This is a genomic window from Tatumella citrea (assembly GCF_002163585.1).
GTDB classification, from domain to species: Bacteria; Pseudomonadota; Gammaproteobacteria; order Enterobacterales; family Enterobacteriaceae; genus Tatumella; species Tatumella citrea.
The window spans coordinates 1466669-1487210 of the sequence record NZ_CP015579.1; the positions used below are offsets into that span (position 1 = coordinate 1466669).

15 protein-coding genes are annotated in these 20542 nt (G+C 48.1%); 10 read left to right on the top strand and 5 right to left on the bottom strand.

Annotation, left to right across the window (positions count from 1 at the left end; all coding sequences use genetic code 11):
- The first annotated feature begins 85 nt into the window (after positions 1–85).
- Positions 86–637 (top strand): YcbK family protein, encoded by a 552-nt coding sequence (locus tag A7K98_RS06965; protein ID WP_087487895.1) that lies wholly within the window; start codon positions 86–88, stop codon positions 635–637.
- Positions 638–673: 36 nt separating this feature from the next.
- Positions 674–1303 carry an MBL fold metallo-hydrolase gene (locus tag A7K98_RS06970; protein WP_087490401.1) on the top strand — a complete coding sequence of 210 codons (630 nt, stop codon included), beginning with the start codon at positions 674–676 and terminating at the stop codon, positions 1301–1303.
- A gap of 53 nt (positions 1304–1356) precedes the next feature.
- On the opposite strand, the gene A7K98_RS06975 is transcribed toward A7K98_RS06970, so the two are convergent.
- The 4 genes from A7K98_RS06975 to pncB all read right to left on the bottom strand — a co-directional run bounded on the left by A7K98_RS06975 (position 1357) and on the right by pncB (position 6932).
- Positions 1357–2547: an amino acid aminotransferase gene (locus A7K98_RS06975; protein WP_087487896.1), complete on the bottom strand. Its 1191-nt coding sequence runs from the start codon at positions 2545–2547 to the stop codon at positions 1357–1359.
- Positions 2548–2794: 247 nt separating this feature from the next.
- A complete protein-coding gene (ompF, locus tag A7K98_RS06980) occupies positions 2795–3880 on the bottom strand; it encodes a porin OmpF (RefSeq protein WP_087487897.1) in 1086 nt (361 codons plus the stop codon).
- A 297-nt stretch (positions 3881–4177) separates the two neighbouring features.
- A complete protein-coding gene (gene asnS, locus A7K98_RS06985) occupies positions 4178–5578 on the bottom strand; it encodes an asparagine--tRNA ligase (RefSeq protein WP_087487898.1) in 1401 nt (466 codons plus the stop codon).
- Positions 5579–5726: 148 nt separating this feature from the next.
- Positions 5727–6932, bottom strand: coding sequence for a nicotinate phosphoribosyltransferase (pncB, locus tag A7K98_RS06990; protein WP_087490402.1), 1206 nt, complete (start codon positions 6930–6932; stop codon positions 5727–5729).
- 263 nt (positions 6933–7195) lie between these two features.
- On the opposite strand from pncB, the gene pepN reads away from it, so the two are divergent.
- From pepN to A7K98_RS07005, 3 genes are all read left to right on the top strand, one after another.
- Positions 7196–9811, top strand: a complete 2616-nt coding sequence (gene pepN, locus A7K98_RS06995; protein WP_087487899.1) for an aminopeptidase N — start codon at positions 7196–7198, stop codon at positions 9809–9811.
- Positions 9812–10023: 212 nt separating this feature from the next.
- Positions 10024–11034 carry a quinone-dependent dihydroorotate dehydrogenase gene (gene pyrD / locus A7K98_RS07000; protein WP_087487900.1) on the top strand — a complete coding sequence of 337 codons (1011 nt, stop codon included), beginning with the start codon at positions 10024–10026 and terminating at the stop codon, positions 11032–11034.
- A gap of 172 nt (positions 11035–11206) precedes the next feature.
- Complete coding sequence (locus tag A7K98_RS07005; RefSeq protein WP_087487901.1) at positions 11207–11749, top strand: cell division protein ZapC; 543 nt, start codon at positions 11207–11209, stop codon at positions 11747–11749.
- A gap of 2 nt (positions 11750–11751) precedes the next feature.
- Here A7K98_RS07005 and A7K98_RS07010 read toward each other — a convergent pair whose 3' ends face one another.
- Positions 11752–12864 (bottom strand): YcbX family protein, encoded by a 1113-nt coding sequence (locus A7K98_RS07010; protein ID WP_087487902.1) that lies wholly within the window; start codon positions 12862–12864, stop codon positions 11752–11754.
- Positions 12865–12971: 107 nt separating this feature from the next.
- Between A7K98_RS07010 and rlmKL the strand changes: the two genes are divergently transcribed.
- The 5 genes from rlmKL to pqiC are packed head-to-tail and all read left to right on the top strand — an operon-like array spanning position 12972 to position 20497.
- On the top strand, positions 12972–15086 hold the full coding sequence (rlmKL, locus tag A7K98_RS07015) for a bifunctional 23S rRNA (guanine(2069)-N(7))-methyltransferase RlmK/23S rRNA (guanine(2445)-N(2))-methyltransferase RlmL (RefSeq protein WP_087487903.1): 2115 nt from the start codon (positions 12972–12974) through the stop codon (positions 15084–15086).
- Positions 15087–15092: 6 nt separating this feature from the next.
- Positions 15093–17012, top strand: coding sequence for an ABC transporter ATP-binding protein (locus tag A7K98_RS07020; RefSeq protein WP_087487904.1), 1920 nt, complete (start codon positions 15093–15095; stop codon positions 17010–17012).
- A gap of 5 nt (positions 17013–17017) precedes the next feature.
- Positions 17018–18301 (top strand): membrane integrity-associated transporter subunit PqiA, encoded by a 1284-nt coding sequence (gene pqiA, locus A7K98_RS07025; RefSeq protein ID WP_087487905.1) that lies wholly within the window; start codon positions 17018–17020, stop codon positions 18299–18301.
- Positions 18288–19931, top strand: a complete 1644-nt coding sequence (pqiB, locus tag A7K98_RS07030; RefSeq protein ID WP_087487906.1) for an intermembrane transport protein PqiB — start codon at positions 18288–18290, stop codon at positions 19929–19931. Before pqiA ends, pqiB begins: the two co-directional genes overlap by 14 nt.
- Positions 19928–20497 carry a membrane integrity-associated transporter subunit PqiC gene (gene pqiC, locus A7K98_RS07035; protein WP_157665889.1) on the top strand — a complete coding sequence of 190 codons (570 nt, stop codon included), beginning with the start codon at positions 19928–19930 and terminating at the stop codon, positions 20495–20497. The genes pqiB and pqiC overlap by 4 nt, the downstream gene beginning before the upstream one ends.
- Positions 20498–20542: the final 45 nt, after the last annotated feature.

Below are 20542 nucleotides of genomic sequence, written 5' to 3' on the forward strand. Positions count from 1 at the left end.
TGTGGTCTGCTTGACGCATCCTGCCCATCTGGTTATGGTTCGTTTTGTCTGTTTTTTGTTCCATTGCCTCAGGTTATAGCTTTTCATGGATAAATTTGATTCCCAGCGCCGCAAGCTGCTGTTATTAGGCGGAGCTTCCGCCGGACTGGTTTTGTTACCGGGTCTGGCAGAAGCTTCAGTATCCTCTTCACGTCCGCGAATTCTGACTCTTAATAATCTCAATACCGGAGAGTCACTGAAAACGGAATTCTTCAACGGAACCAGTTACAATAAAAGTGAACTGGCTCGTCTTAACCATTTCTTCCGTGATTATCGTGCGAATCAGGTTCGGTCTATCGACCCGCGGTTATTTGATCAGCTTTATCGTCTACAGGTAATGCTGGGAACGCGTAAACCGGTACAACTGATTTCGGGTTATCGCTCTCTGGCAACGAATAACCGGTTACGTGCTCATAGCAGTGGTGTAGCCAAACACAGCTATCATACACTTGGCCAGGCAATGGATTTTCATATTGAAGGGGTTCAGCTGTCGACCGTTCGTGCGGCAGCCATGAAAATGCGCGCCGGCGGAGTAGGCTATTATCCGAAAAGCGATTTTGTACATATTGATACCGGACCTGTGCGCCACTGGTCATAATATTCTGTTTTATTTGAGGTTTATTCTTTGAGTCAATTGCACTATCAGCTTGTTACAGTGACTGCGTTTTCCCAGAATTGTTCGATTATCTGGTGTGATGAAACAGGTGAGTCTGCAGTGGTAGACCCCGGCGGAGATGCCGATGTCATTTTGCAGGCGCTGATGACCTTACAGAAAACCCCTAAACAAATTCTTCTGACCCACGGACATCTTGATCATGTGGGTGCCGCAGCGGTGTTAGCCGATCGTTATCAGATTCCGGTGATTGGGCCAGATATCCGCGATAAATTTTTGCTGGATTCATTACCGGCACAAAGCCAGATGTTTGGTTTCCCATACTGCGAACCTTTACAACCCGATCAGTGGCTGACCGCCGGGGAAACGGTTGCCGTGGGTAACCATACTCTGGAAGTGTTTCACTGTCCGGGGCATACTCCGGGACATATCGTTTTTTTTGACCGTCAGGCCAGGTTACTGATTTCCGGAGATGTTATCTTCAGAGGCGGAGTGGGGCGTTCAGACTTCCCTCAGGGCAATCATCAGCACCTGATTGAGTCGATTGTCGATACTCTGCTACCGCTGGGAGATGATGTTACTTTTATTGCGGGTCACGGGCCACGTTCAACATTAGGGCGGGAACGTATTTCGAACCCATTTCTCACCTGAATCGTGCCAAAAAAAGCCATCTCAAAGGATGGCTTTTTTAATGGTGCGGTAAGTTACAGCACTGCGATAATCGATTCGCACAGCGTTGACATATTGTCCGGAGTCATCCCGGCAATGTTAATCCTGCCTGAATCGACAGCATAAATACCAAACTCACTCCGCAGGCGGTGTACCTGAGCAGTTGTCAGGCCACTGTAAGAAAACATTCCGTTCTGCTTATTGATAAAAGTGAAATCCTGATTAGCGCCTTTGTCAGTCAGTGTATTCACAAATAACTGACGCATTCTCTGAATACGCTGGCGCATATCTGATAACTCCTGCTCCCAGATAGAGCGCAGATTGTCATCGCTAAGAATGGTAGCCACAATCGCCGCGCCGTGTGATGGCGGGTTAGAGTAATTTGCGCGAATCGCAAATTTAATCTGACTGAATGCAGCGGTCGCCGCAGCTTCATTTTCTGCAATCAGTGTGACAGCACCCACACGTTCGTTGTACAGGCCAAAGTTTTTGGAATAAGAGCTGCAGACCAGCATTTCCTTGTGTTTTTCTGCAAACAGGCGCAGACCCGCAGCATCTTCGTCCAGTCCGTTACCGAATCCCTGATAGGCGAAATCAAACAGAGGCAACCATCCACGCGACAGCGAAAGTTCTGCAAGCTGCTGCCATTGCTCAGGTGTTGGGTCGATGCCGGTTGGGTTGTGGCAGCATCCGTGGAACAGAACGACATCACCGGCAGCAACCTGCTGTAAAGACTGCAACATGGCCGGAAAATCCAGCTGATGATTTTCTGCATCATAGTAACGGTAAGTACAGACTTCGAGGCCACTGGCAGTGAAGATACTTTTATGATTAGGCCAGCTTGGGTCACTGACCCAGACACGTTTTACGGCAGTCTGTTGCACCAGAAAATCGGCAGCGACTCTTAACGCTCCGGTGCCTCCCGGGGTCTGTGCGGTGCGCACTCGTCCGGAAGCCAGCAGCGGGTTTTCTTTACCAAACAGCAATTCCTGAGTCACGCGGCCAAAAACCGGATAGCCATCGATACTCAGATAATTTTTGGTTGTTTCCGTTTCAAGCAAATATTGTTCTGCTTTTTTCACACTGGTCAGTACTGCGGTTTTTGCTGTTTCATCTTTATAAACACCAATGCCGAGATTAATTTTATTCGGACGTTCATCGGCGCGAAACAGATCAGCCAGGCCTAAAATAGGATCAGCAGGTGCAGCAGAAATTAGTTCAAACATGAGTGAGACCCGATAATGAGTAGAGAAACGGTTAGCAATAGTTCAAGGTTATCCTGAGCTCAGCAAATTGCCAACAGTTGCAGGGCAATTTTATCTGCCCGGGATCATTATTTTTTCAAATAACGCCGGTGGTTAGGATGAATGCAGTAATGTCCTGAACTTTGTATGAACAGCAACATAGCGCTATATCACAGGCAAAAAAAACGGGGCCGTAAACGGCCCCGCAGATAATTTCCGTAGTGGAAACTTAGAACTGGTAAACCAGACCAACAGCAACGGTGTCGTCGCTTGCAATGCCCAGTTGGTTGTCTTTGTTCAGCTGGTTGATTTTGTAATCAACATAGGTAGACATGTTTTTGTTGAAGTAATAAGTTGCTGCAACGTCAACATATTTAACGATATCTACGTCACCGATACCTTCAACATCTTTAGCTTTGGTCTGTACGTAGCCCAGGGATGGACGCAGACCGAAGTCGAACTGGTACTGAGCAACGATTTCAATGTCCTGAGTTTTGTTAGCAAAACCAGAATTAGTAACGGTGTCTACAGTTTTAGAGATTGGCGAAATGTTCTGACCTTGAGCATAGGTTGCTGCCAGGTATACGTTGTTCGCATCATATTTCAGGCCGGTAGCCCAAACCTGTGCGTGGTCGCCTTTTCCGTAATAGCCAGTTTTCTGTGCGTCAGTACGGTTCTGAGAAGCAAATGAACCAGTAATGCCAACACCAATTGGTGAAGTATAGCTGGTAGAAATACCGTAGCCGTCGCCGTTTGATTTCTGGAAGTTAGAATCATCACGGTCATTTTTGCCCTGGTACTGAACAGCAAAGTTCCATCCGTCAACCAGACCAAAGAAGTTGGTGTTACGGTAAGTAGCAACGCCAGTAGTACGACCAGTCAGGGTGTCAGATACTGCGTAGTCATCACCAAATTCTGGGATCATATCGGTCCAGCCCAGAACGTCATAGGTGATACCGTAGTTACGACCGTAGTCGATAGAACCGTACTGGCCAGCTTTCAGACCAGCGAAGCCCAGACGGGTTTTGTTGCCGTCTTGTGCATCAGAACCTTCAGAGTTGTTTGCCTGAACGTTGTATTCCCACTGGCCGTAACCGGTCAGCCAGTCATTAATCTGAGTTTCACCTTTGAAACCAAAACGGATGTAAGACTGGTCGCCATCGCTTCCGCTATCTTTAGAAAAATAGTGCAGGCCGTCGACTTTACCGTACAGATCCAGCTTGTTGCCGTCTTTATTATAGATTTCTGCAGCGTTTGCTGCGCCAGCAACGAGTAAAGCTGGGATCACGACTGCCAGGATGTTGCGCTTCATCATTTATTACCCTCATTGGAGTTTATTGTAGACTACTGCCACTACCGTCAATAATTCTTTACGAGAACCGATTGCGAAGTTTCGTGTCTTTCTGTGTCAAAGGCATCTTTCCATTCATACGATGCCATTTCTAGCCCGAATATGCTACAAAAGTAGTATTACAGTTTCATTGTGCAAAAATGTATTACAACATGTAAATTCTACGGAACTTTGTGAGACTAATCAATATTTCAGAAAACAAAAAAGCCGGACGATGCCGGCTTTATTATCTATATGAATTTGTTATGCTTTAATTTCAATTTAGAAATTAGCATTCCTTGGGGTACGTGGGAAGGGGATAACGTCTCTTACATTTTGTACGCCGGTGACATAAGCGATTAAACGTTCGAAACCCAGTCCAAAACCTGAGTGAGGCACGGTGCCGTAACGACGCAGGTCGCGGTACCACCAGTAATCTTCTTTATTCAGTCCCATATCCGCCAGACGCTGATCAAACACATCCAGCCTTTCTTCACGCTGTGAACCACCGATAATTTCACCAATCCCCGGTGCCAGTACGTCCATAGCTGCTACTGTTTTACCGTCATCATTAAGGCGCATATAGAAGGCTTTGATGTCTTTAGGGTAGTTTTTAACCACGACCGGAGCACAGAAATGTTTTTCAGCCAGGAAACGTTCATGCTCTGAGGAGAGGTCAATACCCCATGACACCGGGTTCTCGAAGGTTTGCCCGCTTTTTAACAGAATCTCGATGGCATCGGTATAATCAACCTGGGCAAAATCAGCCTCGATAAAGGTTTCCAGGCGGGTGATGGCTTCTTTATCTACACGTTCGGCAAAGAACGCCATATCATCCGGACGTTCCGCCAGCACCGCTTTAAACGCATATTTCAGCATGGCTTCAGCCAGCGCTGCAGCATCGTTAAGATCAGCAAAGGCGATTTCCGGCTCAATCATCCAGAATTCCGCCAGGTGGCGACTGGTGTTAGAGTTTTCTGCACGGAAAGTCGGACCAAAGGTGTAGATTTTGGACAGGGCGCTGGCATAGGTTTCACCATTCAGCTGTCCGGAAACGGTCAGAAATGACTCCTGACCAAAGAAGTCTTCACTAAAGTCGACTTTGCCTTGTTCGGTGCGTGGCAGATTTTCAAGATCAAGGGTAGATACGCGGAATAATTCTCCGGCACCTTCGGTATCAGAGGCGGTGATTAACGGGGTTGAAACCCAAAAGTAGCCATTTTCATGGAAGAAACGGTGAATAGCCTGAGCAAGAGTATGACGAACACGGGCCACCGCACCGATCAGGTTAGTTCTCGGACGCAGGTGAGCAACTTCGCGCAGATATTCGATACTGTGACGTTTAGCCGCCATCGGATAGCTATCCGGGTCTTCGACCCAGCCGGTCACTTCAATTTCAGTGGCCGCAATCTCAAAAGCCTGACCTTGTCCCGGAGACTCAACGACCTTGCCGGTGACAATTACAGAACAGCCGGTGGTCAGATGTAATACTTCATCCTGATAATTATTAAGAGAATTATTCACAACTGCCTGAACGGGATTAAAGCAGGAACCGTCATAAATGGCGATAAAAGAAAGACCGGCTTTGGAATCTCTACGGGTACGAACCCAGCCGCGTACTGTGACTTCACTGTCAACAGCAACCCGGCCTTGCAGTACGTCCACTACAGGCACTACGCTCATAATTATCTCTCTATTCAATAATGTTTATAAATGCCCCATCAGGGGATGGCAGATATGTTACTTGCGAGTTTTCAGGAAACAAGAAAAATTACGCGAAGCGGAGTGATTTAGTCATGCGGGCGGAGAGAATCACTCCTCTCCGCGAATTTTAGCTGGCTCGTTTGACCGGTGGCAGGTCGAAAGCTTTTTGCAGAGCACGAACGAATGACTGATCATGGCAGATCATTTTACCGGGGCTGTCAGATAACTTGGCGACGGGCTTACCGTTGCAACTGACAAGCTTAATCACAATATTCAACGGCTGTACGCCCGGAATATCACAGGTAAGACGGGTCCCGACACCGAAAATGACATTAATTCGACTGTCAAAATGGCGATAAAGCTCGAGTGCTTTATTCAGCGTCAGATTATCGGAAAACACTAATGTTTTAGTCTGCGGGTCAATACCCAGCTTGCGATAGTGGGAGATAACTTTTTCGCCCCATTCGCGAGGTTCACCTGAATCATGACGCAAGCCCTGATAACGGCTGGCAAAACTAAAATCAAAATCTCGCAGGAAAACATCGGTACTGATACAGTCAGTCAGGGCAATGCCCAACTTATCATGGTATTCATCCAGCCATACCTGCAAGGCAGCGCGCTGGCTGTTTGCCAGGTCCGGGCTGATTTGCTGGTGAGCCTGGAACCATTCATGAGCCTGGGTCCCTACCGGGGTGATGTCCAGGCGTCTGGCCAAATCGTAATTACTGGTGCCGGTGAGCCAACTGACATCCTGTTTCAGCGTTTCAACAATCGCCTGTTGAACCTGACGAGAGTAGCGGCGGCGGGTACCAAAATCCATCAGCCGGAATCGACTGAGATCAAGATCAGCTGAAGCCTGTCTGAATTCTGTCAGTTTGGTTTGCAGGTAATCAATTGCCTGAGTGACACCAGTTTCAGGTGTACGGTCACGGTGCACCAGTTCACTGATCATTGCCAGCAACGGTACTTCCCACAGAATAACCTCTACCCACAAGCCACTAATCGTAATAACCAGTTTGTCTTGCTGGTCAGTCACCGTGACCTGTTGCGGATTAAACCGGAAAGTACGCAGCCACTGCAGATAGTCAGCACTGAAGAATGGGAGCCGGCTAAGATAATCATATTCTTCGCTGGTAAGAGCCAGAGACTGCATTAGCTGAATCTGCTGGCGAATTTCATCAGCATACCGGCCAGGCAGGTCTTCTCCGCGACTGCGAAATTCCGCGGTCACAGAGACCTCACGATAGCGGTGATAGACCGCCTGCTGCATATGAAGCTTGTAAGCGTCGGTATCCAGCAATGAAGACAATATTGGGGAAGCAAGTTGTTTCATGTCGCGTATCTGCATCCTATTCCGCGGCGCAGGGCCTGGTCAGGTAAAAGTTAAGAATATTAAACAACAGTTGCAGTATAACCTGATCTTATGAAAAGTGAATTGGATCACAACACACTTTATGCTTTCAGGTCGAGGTTAAATCGTGCTTGATGTTAAAAAAATGTAGATAATTAGTCAGCTTATGCTTTCCATCTGGAAACATAAGCCGGGGAGGCTTAAACTCAGTAACTGAGACTATTTTCTAAGGCTGAGAAGGAATTATGACAGATCAACCGCAAATTAAGTGTCGTCACGATTACCGGGCTCCGGACTTCACTATCACTGATATTGACCTGAGTTTTGATCTTGATGAGCAACAAACCATAGTGACCGCAGTAAGCCAGGTCAAACGTCTGAATGATCAGGCAACAGCTCTGGTTTTGCAGGGTGAGTCGTTAACTTTACATTCCATCACCATCGACGGAGTCAACAGGGAAGATTACACCATTGATGGCAGCCTGCTGACTATTCACAATGTCCCGGAGCAATTCAGCCTGCAGATTGTGAATACCATTCATCCGGATAAAAATACCGCCCTCGAGGGGCTCTATAAGTCTGGTGATGCTCTCTGCACCCAGTGTGAAGCCGAAGGGTTTCACCATATTACCTGGTATCTGGACCGTCCCGATGTGCTGGCCCGGTTCACAACGACTATCAGTGCTGATAAGAAAAAATATCCTTATTTACTGTCTAACGGTAACCGTCTGGATTCCGGCGAAGGTGAGGATGGCCGTCATTGGGTTAAATGGCAGGACCCATTCCCGAAACCATGCTATCTGTTTGCGTTGGTTGCCGGTGAATTCGATGTGTTGCGCGACAGTTTTACCACCCGATCTGGCCGTGATGTTGCCCTGGAAATTTTCGTCGATAAAGGCAATCTCGATCGCGCCGACTGGGCAATGACCTCTCTTAAACAGAGTATGAAGTGGGATGAAGAACGCTTTGGTCTGGAATACGATCTCGACATCTTTATGATTGTAGCGGTCGATTTCTTTAATATGGGGGCTATGGAAAATAAAGGGCTGAACGTCTTTAATTCCAAATATGTCCTTGCTAAAGCCGAAACTGCGACCGACAAAGATTATCTGGGTATAGAGGCGGTGATTGGTCACGAATATTTCCATAACTGGACCGGCAACCGTGTGACCTGTCGTGACTGGTTCCAGCTCAGTCTGAAAGAGGGGCTGACGGTTTTCCGTGATCAGGAATTTAGTTCCGATCTAGGTTCACGTCCGGTAAATCGTATTGATAATGTCCGTGTGGTGCGTGGCGCACAGTTTGCCGAAGATGCCAGCCCGATGGCGCATCCGATCCGCCCGGATCAGGTAATGGAAATGAACAATTTCTATACACTTACCGTGTATGAGAAAGGTTCAGAAGTGATCCGCATGATGCATACTTTGTTGGGTGAGCAGAAATTCCAGCAGGGGATGAAACTCTATTTCCAGCGCCATGACGGCAGTGCAGCAACCTGTGATGATTTTGTTCAGGCGATGGAAGATGCCTCAGGTGTAGATTTGACCCAGTTCCGTCGTTGGTACAGTCAGTCTGGCACACCGGTACTGACCGTACAGGATGAGTATGACCCGCATACTGAAACCTATAAACTGCACGTAAAACAGCACACACCACCGACAGCAGATCAAAAAGAAAAGCTGCCGTTACATATCCCGCTGGATATTGAGCTCTATGACGGTGAGGGTGGGGTGATTCCGTTACAGTATCAGGGACAGTCGGTGAACCCGGTACTGAATGTTACGCAGAATGAACAGACCTTTGTCTTTGATCATGTGTACTTCCAGCCAGTTCCTTCTCTGTTACGTGAGTTTTCTGCACCGGTAAAACTGGATTATCAGTGGAGTGATGCGCAGCTGACCTTCCTGATGCGCCATGCCCGTAACGATTTCTCTCGCTGGGATGCCGCTCAGAGTCTGCTCGCCACCTATGTGAAGCTGAATGTTTTGCGCTTCTCACAGAAGCAGCCATTGTCTTTGCCACAACATGTGGCCGAGGCATTCCGTGCAGTATTGCTGGATAAAGGTCGTGACCCGGCGCTGACTGCATTAATTCTCACATTACCTTCTGAAAACGAAATGGCAGAATGGTTTGAGGTCATTGATCCTCAGGCGATCGCTGCAGTCAGAACCGCCATTATCCGGACACTGGCTAAAGCGCTGCATAACGAATTACTCGAAACGTATCAGCAGAACCAGACGGGTGAATACCGGGTAGAGCACCACGATATCGGCAAGCGCGCATTGAAGAATATTTGCCTGAGCTATCTGGTGTTTGGTGAGCAGCAGGCTGCAGATTCACTGGTACGTCAGCAGTATCAGCAGGCGAATAATATGACGGATGCACTGGCCGCCTTAAGTTCTGCTGTCTCGGCTCAACTGCCATGCGTTGATGAACTTCTTCAGCACTGGGACGATCGCTGGCATCAGGATGGTCTGGTGATGGATAAATGGTTTATTTTGCAGGCAACCAGCCCGGCTGCAGATGTTCTGGCAAGAGTCGAATCACTGCTTGGACATCGCTCATTTACCATGAGTAATCCTAACCGCGTACGTTCACTGGTCGGTGCCTTTGCTTCTGCAAACCCGTCAGCGTTCCATGCAGCAGATGGCAGTGGTTATCGGTTCCTGACACGCATGCTAACCGACCTGAATAAGCGGAATCCTCAAATAGCGGCACGGATGATAGAACCACTTATTCGTCTGAAACGTTATGATGGAAAACGCCAGCAGATGATGCGCGAAGCGTTAGAAGAGTTGAAATCACTGGAAAATCTGTCCGGCGATTTGTATGAGAAGATCACTAAAGCCCTGACCGCCTGATCATCAGAGAGTAGCGATCCACTAAACAACCACTGGTGAAAGCCGGTGGTTTTTTTATGGGAGAAGTCATAAGGTTTGTTGATGTCCCTCAGTATTGCGCCACTCCGTAAGGGTTAAATTTACTTTTGCCTGAAAGCTCTTTACCATTCCGGCGCAGAATTCAGAATCGGCCAGAGGCCGCCAACCGCGACCAGTGTTCCCAGGGAGAGTGCATGTTATATCCAATCATCCGTCCTGCATTATTTAAACTTGATCCTGAACGGGCTCATGAACTGTCGATTAAACAATTAAAATTATTACGGGGTACGCCGTTTGAGCGCCTGATCCATCAGCGGCTTCCTTCCCGGCCGGTGACCTGCATGGGGCTGCAGTTTGATAATCTGCTCGGGCTGGCCGCGGGTTTAGATAAAAATGCAGAATGCATTGATGCCTTCGGGGCAATGGGGTTTGGTTTTGTTGAAGTCGGTACGGTGACACCGCGTGCTCAGGCAGGAAATGATAAACCCCGTTTATTCCGTCTGGTAGAAGCGGAAGGGATCATCAACCGGATGGGATTTAATAATTTTGGGGTTGATCATCTGGTTGAGAATGTCAAAAAAGCGAAGTATCGCGGCATTATCGGAATCAATATCGGAAAAAATAAAGATACTCCTGTTGAGCAGGGAAAAGATGATTACCTGATTTGCATGGAGAAGACCTATGCACATGCAGGCTATATTACTGTCAATATATCTTCTCCGAATACACCAGGATTACGCAGTTTGCAATACGGTGAAGCCTTAGATGATTTGCTGTCAGCAATAAAAAATAAACAACAGGAATTGCAAAAGCGTCATCTTAAATATGTACCGGTGGCAGTAAAGATCGCGCCGGATCTTTCTGAAGAGGAATTGATCCAGGTAGCTGACAGTTTAGTGCGGCATAATATTGATGGTGTAATTGCAACGAATACCACACTTGATCGATCACTGGTGGAAGGTTTACCTCATGCAGGTGAAGCTGGTGGGTTGAGCGGGCGTCCGGTCCAGTTACGCAGTACTGAAATAATCCGTCGTCTGAACGTTGAACTTAACGGTCGGTTACCCATTATTGGTGTTGGCGGTATTGATTCATTAATCTCGGCTAAGGAAAAATTAGCTGCAGGTGCAACACTGATTCAAATATATTCCGGCTTTATTTATAAAGGCCCGACTCTAATCCGGGATATTGTGAAACATATTTAAGCAGAAAAAGTGTAATATTTAGCCAGAGGGGTTTATTTATTCCTCTGGCTCGTTTATATTTTATCCGCATGAGGGCAACATCGGGTTTACTCCGGCTATTTAAGATTTAGCATCGGTAGTGATTTATATTTCAGGGAACGGTAAATGACCGTATTAAGAGAGGCGGCAATATATGACATTAAAGCCTGATGATCGCTGGCAGTGGTATTATGATGATACCCAGGATCGTATGATGCTGGATTTAACCGAAGGATTGCATTTTAGATCCCGTTACCCTAAAAAAATGCTGACCCCTGATGCTTTTGAATCACAGAGTTTTTGTGTTGATGATGCTGCGAGTTTTTTTAATTTCGAAGAAAAATGTCGCGATGTAGATTTCAATCATCAACAGCGCGCTGAGCTGGTATTAAATGCACTGGTTGCCAGCCGTTTTCTGAAACCCTTAATGCCCAAAAGCTGGCATTTTGTGGCCTGTCATTCCGGATGGCAACCCGAAGCCGGCCAACTGGCAGAAACGACTTTATCAGACACCCGGCAACCGGTACTCCTGCTGGTGGTTGAAAGTGGAAGCAGTGCCGCATTGTGCGTGGTAGCTCAGACTTCACTGGAATTGTCCGGCAAGAAATTGTTGCTTGGAGAAGCGATCAAAATAATGAATGACCGCCTGCGTCCCCATGAACCGGTCACGACTATGCGTTTTGAACAGGCCGGTTAATTTTAAACAGCCTGCAGTACCAAATCGCTGTGTGGAATACAGCTGCAGCTTAAAATGGTATCGCCGTTAATCGCAGAAGAATTAAGAGCAGTGACTTCTCCGCTAACTAATTTCATCTTGCAACAGCCACAGGACCCTGCTCTACAGGAATACGGGATCCTGAACCCTGCACCTTCCAGTTGTTCTAATAAAATCTGCTGAGTATTACCGACAAAACTCTCCCCCTGCCAGCTGATATTCGCCGGTCTAACCTCTGTTTTCACCGGAGTTATGCCAGCTTGTCGTTCACTCACCGCATATGGGCGGCCAGGTCTGGTACTCAGTACCTTAACTTCATCACCACAACGAATAACCCCACTGTTGCGGGCAACCAGATTCAGCCCGAAGTCAATATCTCCACTTTCGTCACCCGCCAGCCTGAAGGTTTTAAGGGTCGTCATCGGTTCACCTGACGAGTGTTTTTTACCACGACTGGTGCTTACGGTAGTAAAAATACAACGGCTGCAGGGTTTGGTGACATCAAACGTGATATCGCCGACACGAATAACTGACCACTGATCTTCCTGCCAGGCATCAGAGCCACTCACCACCAGATTCGGGCGGAACTGTTCGATACGAATGCCTGCCGGGCAGCGATTCTGCAAATCATAAAATGATGCTTCACTGACCAGTAAAAAAGGGTAGCCGTCGGCAAAACCTACCGGAATCTCCGGAAGATTTTTGACTCTGCGGGTCGGTTGATTTCCGGTCCAGCGTAACTGGACAGGATGCGGGAAAAAACGGCTCAGCCAGTGGTTGATATTATCCGGAGCTATCTGCGCGGCAAAATGTGTTCCCCAGACTTCGGTCGTGGCTCCATCTTCACTGAAATCCTCAAAACGGACCAGTATCTGGCTGCCGTCAGTGGCCTGAATAAACAATCCTTCCGGGACCACCAGCGGTGAAAACAACACCATTTCAGGGTACTGACGCGCTGTAATAAATGTTCCGTCAGTCGTTGTTAGCATAAACGTCCGATCCCAGGACAAACCCTGAGGACGCACCAGCGACTGAGAAACAGAAGTCCCGCGCATTGATTTAACCGGATGAATAAACAGCCGTGACAAAGTGATCATCGGGCCTCCGTTCCAGGCTTCTCATTAATAAAGACGCTAACTTTATGACATAGCGCCGTGATTCGCTATAATGCGCAACAATTTTCCATTAAGTAGACTTAAAAAATATGAATTCTCTGTTTGCCAGTACAGGCCGTGGGCTGGAAGAACTTTTAAAAACTGAGCTGGAAGCGTTGGGTGCTCAGAATATACAGCTGGTGCCGGGCGGTGTTCATTATCAGGGCGATGACAAAATGTTGTATCAGAGCCTGATGTGGAGCCGGCTTGCTTCACGGATCCTGCTGCCATTGGGAGAATTCGGCCTGTGGAGTGATCTTGATCTGTATGTGGGTGCTCAGTCTGTTCCATGGACAGAATTGTTCGACAGCAACCGCAGTTTTGCAGTGCACTTCAATGGCACAAACGAAATTATCCGTAACAGTCAGTTTGGTGCAATGCGGGTGAAAGACGCTATCGTAGATAGTTTCACCCGAAAAAATCTGGCACGCCCTGACGTTGACCGTGAATCACCGGATATCCGGATTGTTGCATGGCTGAACAAAGACAAAGTAAGTCTTTCACTGGATTTAAGTGGAGATGCGTTGCATCAGCGTAATTATCGCCAACAGACAGGTCAGGCACCGCTTAAAGAGAACCTGGCTGCTGCGATTGTCATGCGTTCCGGCTGGCGTGCAGGAACACCAATGATCGATCCAATGTGTGGGTCAGGTACTCTGCTTATTGAAGCCGCGATGATCGCTGCTGATCGTGCTCCGGGACTGGCCCGTAAACACTGGGGATTCAGTGCATGGAAAGGGCACAATGAAGCTGTCTGGCAGGAAGTCAGCAGTGAAGCCAATCGTCGCGCCAGCCTGGCGATGCAGGGTAAAAAAGTCCGGTTCTACGGATACGATAATGATCCGCAGGTGATCCAACGGGCACAGGTCAACGCCCGTAAAGCAGGAATGGCTGCGTTTATCAGTTTTAAAGCTCAGGATGTACTTCAGCTGAAAAACCCGTTGCCGGCAGAAGAAACCGGAACGATACTCAGCAACCCGCCTTACGGTGAGCGCCTGGAAAGTGAACCAGCGCTGATTGCATTACACAGTCAGTTTGGACGAATTGTAAAACGTGAGTTTGCAGGCTGGAAATTGTCTCTGTTTAGCGGCTCTCCGGAGCTGTTAAGCTGCCTGCAACTGCGTGCCGAAAGACAGTTCAAAGCAAAAAATGGTCCGCTTGACTGTGTACAAAAAAATTACCAGTTGATGGCCGGCTCATCAGAATCGACGCGGGATATTGCCGAAGATTATGCTAACCGCTTGCGTAAGAATATTAAGAAGCTGGATAAATGGGCGAAGCAGGAAGGAACTAACTGCTACCGTATTTATGATGCGGATTTACCGGAATACAATATTGCGGTCGATCGTTATGCTGACTGGGTGGTGATTCAGGAGTACGCACCACCAAAAACGGTAGATGCTCAAAAAGCCCGTCAACGCCTGTTTGATGTTATCAGTGCCACCCTGACAGTGCTGGATATGCCGGCAAATCGTCTGGTTCTGAAAACGCGTGAGCGACAGAAAGGAAAAAGCCAGTACCAGAAACTGGGTGAAAAAGGGGAGTTCTTCCCGGTTGAAGAGTACAACGCGCGTTTACTGGTGAATCTGACCGATTATCTGGATACCGGTCTGTTTATTGATCACCGGATTGCCCGCAAAATGTTGGGCGAGATGAGCCAGGGTAAAGATTTTCTTAACCTGTTTGCTTATACCGGAAGTGCCAGCGTTCATGCGGGCCTCGGTGGCGCCCGTTCAACCACCACAGTAGATATGTCACGTACTTATCTTGAATGGGCCGAACGTAACCTGCAGTTGAACGGACTGTCCGGCCGGGCGCATCGGTTAATTCAGGCTGACTGCCTGAGCTGGATGCAGGAAGCACATGAATCATTTGATTTGATATTTATCGATCCACCGACGTTCTCGAACTCCAAACGTATGGAAGATAGTTTTGATGTGCAACGGGATCATCTTGATCTGTTCAGCGATCTGAAACGACTGCTGCGTAAAGGTGGCACTATCATGTTCTCGAATAATAAACGCGGATTCAAAATGGATCTCGACGGGCTGGCGGCACTGGGACTGCAGGCTCAGGAAATTACGCAAAAAACCCTTTCTCAGGATTTTGCCAGAAATAAACATATCCATAATTGCTGGCTAATCACTGCCACGGGTAAGGAATAATTTTTTATGTCATTAATTAGTATACATAATGCCTGGCTGTCATTCAGTGATGCGCCGTTACTGGATAATACCGAACTGCATATCGAAGAAAATGAGCGGGTTTGTCTGGTCGGACGTAATGGTGCTGGTAAATCAACCCTGATGAAGATCATTAATCAGGAAATTCCGCTGGATGATGGCAGGATTATCTACGAGCAGGATTTAGTGGTTGCGCGCCTGCAGCAGGACCCGCCACGAAACATCACCGGTTCGGTCTATGATTTTGTCGCAGAAGGTGTCGCTGAGCAGGCAAAATATCTGAAAGAATATCATGCCATTTCACATCTGGTGATGCAGGACCCCAGCGATAAAAATCTCAATGAGATGGCCAGACTCCAGACACTGCTGGACCACCATAACCTCTGGCAGTTGGAGGGGCGCATTAATGATGTATTGCAAAATATTGGTCTGGATGCGGAAACAGAATTGTCTTCACTGTCCGGTGGCTGGTTAAGAAAGGCAGCGTTGGGTCGTGCCCTGGTCAGCAACCCTAAAGTGTTACTGCTGGATGAGCCAACCAACCACCTTGATATTGAAACTATCGACTGGCTTGAAACTTTTCTTAAGACATTCAGTGGCAGCATCGTGTTTATTTCTCACGACCGTTCGTTTATCCGCAATATGGCAACGCGTATTGTCGACCTTGATCGCGGCAAACTGGTGTCCTGGCCGGGTGACTATGACAATTTTGTACTGGGTAAGGAAGAAGCACTGCGGGTTGAAGAGCTACAAAATGCTGAATTCGACCGCAAGCTGGCCCAGGAAGAGGTGTGGATTCGCCAGGGGATAAAAGCCCGCCGGACACGCAATGAGGGGCGGGTTCGGGCCCTGAAAGCTTTACGTCGCGAACGTTCCGAACGTCGTGAGGTGATGGGCAAAGCCAATATGCAGGTTGAAGAAGCTTCCCGTTCAGGAAAAATTGTCTTTGAACTGGAAGATGTCAACTATCAGGTACAGGGCAAAACACTGGTTGAAAATTTCTCCGCTCAGGTTCAACGTGGCGATAAAATTGCACTGATTGGAGCTAACGGTTGCGGTAAAACGACACTGCTGCGCCTGATGCTGGGGGATTTAACGGCTGACAGTGGCAAAATCCATCGTGGAACCAAACTGGAAGTCGCCTATTTTGACCAGCATCGTGCTGAGCTGGATCCTGACCGTACAGTGATGGACAACCTGGCCGAAGGAAAACAGGAAGTGATGGTCAACGGCAAGCCACGCCATGTTCTGGGATACTTACAGGACTTCCTGTTCCACCCGAAACGTGCGATGACCCCGGTTCGTGCGTTGTCTGGTGGTGAACGTAACCGTCTGTTACTGGCGCGGTTGTTCCTTAAACCCAGTAATTTACTGATTCTCGATGAACCAACCAATGACCTGGATGTGGAAACACTGGAGTTGCTTGAGGAACTGATCGACGGCTATCAGGGAACAGTTCTGCTGGTTAGCCATGATCGTCAGTTTGTTGATAATACAGTGACCGATTGCTGGATATTTGAAGGAAATGGTGAAGTCGGTCGCTTTGTTGGCGGGTACCACGATGCCCGGGGGCAGCGTGCAGCCTATAAACTGGCAAAAAAGCCAGCTACCAGTAAACCTGCGGCAGCACCGGTAGCGAAAACAGCGACTACAACGGATGCTAAAACCAGTAAACCGGCTAAGCTAAGTTATAACCTGGCGCGGGAACTTGAACAGTTGCCACAGAAACTCGAAACACTGGAAACTGAAATCGCACAACTGCAGGCGACAATGAGTAAAGCTGATTTTTTCAGCCAGCCGCATGATAAAACACAACCGGTTATCGATCAGCTTTCGGTGGCCGAACAGGCTCTGGAAGAAGCATTTACCCGCTGGGAATATCTTGAAAATCTCAGGAATGGAGAGTAACCCCGATGAACATTACCCGGTGTGAGCAGCTCAAAGATGCAGACACATGGGTTTTGTGTCCTCAGTGTGACATGGCATGCCGCTTACCGTCTTTGACTGTCGGGACGAAAGCGGTGTGCCCGCGTTGTCATACCACTCTGGATATGCGCTGGCCGGATGCGGCTAAACGGCCTACTGCTTATGCTATTTCGGCATTGTTGATGCTGGTGCTCGCCAATCTGTTTCCGTTTATCAGTATGCATGTTGCTGGTTTGAGCAGTGAGATCAGTCTGACGCGTATTCCGGGGATCATGGTATCTGATGATTACCAGCCACTGGCGGTTCTGTTTCTGTTGCTGGTGCAGGGAATTCCGGCCTGCTGCCTGATCATCATTATCCTGCTGGTGAATCACGCGAGTATGCCACTGCCATTGAAGGTTCAACTGGCAAAACTGTTCTTCCATTTGCGAAACTGGGGAATGGCCGAAATTTTTATGGCTGGTGTGCTGGTAAGTTTCGTGAAACTTATGGCTTACGGCGAAATAGGGTTAGGGATCAGCTTCTGGCCCTGGTGCCTGTTTTGCATTTTTCAGTTACGCACCTTTCAGTGTGTGGATAAGCGTCGGTTATGGCAGCACATTAAACCTGCTCCGGCACTTCCTAAAATGCCGATGGCAGGTTTGAGCGGACTCGCGCAGGAGCTACGTTCCTGCCCATGCTGTACTGCTATTTTGCCACTGCACGACTCTGTCTGTCCGCGCTGTTTTTCACACGGCACGGCACGGAAAAAGCAAAGTTTGCAGTGGACTCTGGCCTTGTTACTGACTTCTGTAATGCTTTATATTCCCGCTAATATTATGCCGATTATGATCACCGATGCTCTGGGGTCTAAAATCACATCAAATATCATGGCGGGTGTCGTTTTGCTGTGGAGTGATGGCTCATATCCTGTTGCGCTGGTGATTTTCATTGCCAGTATTATGGTGCCAACACTGAAAATTCTGGCCATTGCCTGGCTCAGTTGGAACGCCAGCGGCAGAGGGCAGAGGGATAATGAAAAAATGCATCTGGTGTATGAAGTGGTCGAATTTGTCGGTCGCTGGTCAATGATCGATGTATTTGTTATTGCAATTTTGTCCTCTCTGGTGCGGATGGGAGGGTTAATGAATATCTATCCGGCACCTGGTGCTTTGCTATTTGCTGCTGTTGTTATTTTAACCATGTTTGCCGCACTGACATTTGATCCCCGCCTGCTGTGGGATCGTGAATCAAAGAACCCCGTTGAGGAATCCGGTGTTGAAAGAGAATAATCAGGAAACAGCCCGCATAGAGAACATCAAAAGATGGTCTCCGGTTTGGATTGTACCGATAGTCACGGTACTGATTGGTGCATGGATATTGTTTTATCATTTTTCGCATCAGGGTCCTGAAGTCACGCTGATCACCAGCGATGCGGAAGGTATTGTGCCGGGCAAAACGGCAATAAAAAGTCGTAGTGTCGATATCGGTATGGTGGAGAGTGCCGAACTGAGCACCGATCTCCGGCATGTAGAAATTAAGGCGCGACTCAATTCCGGCATGGACAAAATGCTGCATGAAGACTCGGTCTTCTGGACAGTGAAGCCTCAGATCGGCCGTGAGGGAGTTACCGGCCTCGGGACTCTGCTTTCCGGTTCTTATATCGAATTACAGCCTGGCACACATGGTGAGCAGCCGGAACATTATCAGTTACTCGATTCACCACCGCTGGCAGGTCCGGATGCTAAGGGGATTCGTATCATTCTGGATAGTGCGAAAGCAGGGCAGCTTAATGCCGGAGATCCGGTGTTGTTCCGTGGTTTCCGTGTTGGTTCGGTAGAAACCAGCAAGTTTGACACGACAAAAAGAATGATGAGTTATCAGCTGTTTATTCAGGCTCCGTATGACAGGCTGGTAACGACTAACGTGCGTTTCTGGAAAGACAGTGGCATTGCGGTGGACATGTCGGCCTCAGGTATGCGCGTTGAAATGGGCTCACTGACAACATTGTTCAGCGGTGGCGTCAGTTTTGATGTTCCTGATGGATCTCCTCTGGGTGAACCGGCAGAGAATAAAGCTGACTACCATTTATTTGATGATCAGCGTTCGATTCAGGAGTCAATGTACACCGAACATACGGATTTCCTGTTGTTCTTCAATGAATCTATCCGCGGTCTGGAACCTGGCGCGCCGGTAGAATTCCGGGGTATCCGTTTAGGAACCGTAGAAAAAGTGCCTTATGTTATCCCTGGCCGGTTTGACACACTGAACAATGACTACCGGATTCCGGTACTGATCCGGATAGAACCGGGCCGGTTTGCTTCCAGTGTCGGCAATAATTTCAATATGGAACAACATCTGCAGCAAGGCCGTCTGAACGGATTAAGAGCCAGCCTGAAAACAGCGAACCTGATTACCGGTTCCCTGTATGTTGATCTGGACTTTTACAACAATGTTCCGCAGTTTACCGGTCCGGATTCTGTAGCAGGTTATGAAATTATTCCAACAGTAGTCGGTGGCCTTAATCAGATACAGCAGAAAGTCATGGCCATTCTCGACAAAGTGGAGAAATTACCTTTGGCTCCAATGCTCAATGAGGCTACTGGCACACTGAAAGAAAGCCAGAAAACAATGAAAAACCTGCAAACTACGCTGGATAATCTGAACAAGATCACTGGCAGTCCGGCAATGAAAACCTTGCCGGCAGATATGCAGCAAACATTGCGTGATCTTAACCGCAGTCTGAAAGGCCTGCAGCCAGGGTCCCCGGCTTACAATAAGCTGGTAGGTGATATGCAGCGACTTGATCAGGTATTGCAGGAGTTGCAACCGGTACTGAAAACACTGAATAACAAGAGCAATGCATTAGTCTTTGAAGCGAAGCCAGGCAAAGATCCTGAGCCTAAGAGGGCAAAACAGTGAACAGAATTTTGGTTTTAATTACTGCACTGTTACTCAGTGCCTGTAGTAGTGAAGCTGACAAGCAATATTATCAGTTACCGGCAATGCCGGTGACTACACCTGTTGCGACCAGTTCTGCTTCGCTGACCAGTGATCAGCATGTGTTATGGGTTGAACCGGTCAATGTGTCAGATTATCTGTCCGGCAATGGATTAGCGTATCAGACCAGTGATGTGCAATATGTCATTGCCACAAGTAATTTATGGGCCAGTCCCCTGGACCAGCAGTTACAGCAAACACTGGTCAGTAATCTGAGCCAGTTAATGCCAGGCTGGCTGGTGACCGGGTCACTGGCAGGTAATAACTACGATACGCTGTCAGTAACTGTCACTGGCTTCCACGGTCGATATGATGGTAAGGCGGTGATCAGCGGTTCATGGATATTACAGAAAGGAGATCAGTCAATCCGCAAACCTTTCTCACTGGTCCTGAAGCAGGATAAGGATGGTTATGCTGCGCTGGTCAGAACTCTGGCAGAAGGCTGGCAACAGGAAGCCAGACAGATAGCACAGCAAATCAGCCAGTAATCTTTCAGTATCATAAAGCCTCCCTGTGGAGGCTTTTTTTTTGGA

Excerpts from the sequence above, each read along its gene's own strand:
- rlmKL (WP_087487903.1), top strand. The coding sequence starts at position 12,972 with ATGAATTCTCTGTTTGCCAGTACAGGCCGTGGGCTGGAAGAACTTTTA.
- asnS (WP_087487898.1), bottom strand. The coding sequence starts at position 5,578 with ATGAGCGTAGTGCCTGTAGTGGACGTACTGCAAGGCCGGGTTGCTGTT.
- ompF (WP_087487897.1), bottom strand. The coding sequence starts at position 3,880 with ATGATGAAGCGCAACATCCTGGCAGTCGTGATCCCAGCTTTACTCGTT.
- A7K98_RS07020 (WP_087487904.1), top strand. The coding sequence starts at position 15,093 with ATGTCATTAATTAGTATACATAATGCCTGGCTGTCATTCAGTGATGCG.
- pncB (WP_087490402.1), bottom strand. The coding sequence starts at position 6,932 with ATGAAACAACTTGCTTCCCCAATATTGTCTTCATTGCTGGATACCGAC.
- A7K98_RS06965 (WP_087487895.1), top strand. The coding sequence starts at position 86 with ATGGATAAATTTGATTCCCAGCGCCGCAAGCTGCTGTTATTAGGCGGA.
- A7K98_RS07005 (WP_087487901.1), top strand. The coding sequence starts at position 11,207 with ATGACATTAAAGCCTGATGATCGCTGGCAGTGGTATTATGATGATACC.
- A7K98_RS07010 (WP_087487902.1), bottom strand. The coding sequence starts at position 12,864 with ATGATCACTTTGTCACGGCTGTTTATTCATCCGGTTAAATCAATGCGC.
- pyrD (WP_087487900.1), top strand. The coding sequence starts at position 10,024 with ATGTTATATCCAATCATCCGTCCTGCATTATTTAAACTTGATCCTGAA.
- pepN (WP_087487899.1), top strand. The coding sequence starts at position 7,196 with ATGACAGATCAACCGCAAATTAAGTGTCGTCACGATTACCGGGCTCCG.
- pqiA (WP_087487905.1), top strand. The coding sequence starts at position 17,018 with ATGAACATTACCCGGTGTGAGCAGCTCAAAGATGCAGACACATGGGTT.
- A7K98_RS06975 (WP_087487896.1), bottom strand. The coding sequence starts at position 2,547 with ATGTTTGAACTAATTTCTGCTGCACCTGCTGATCCTATTTTAGGCCTG.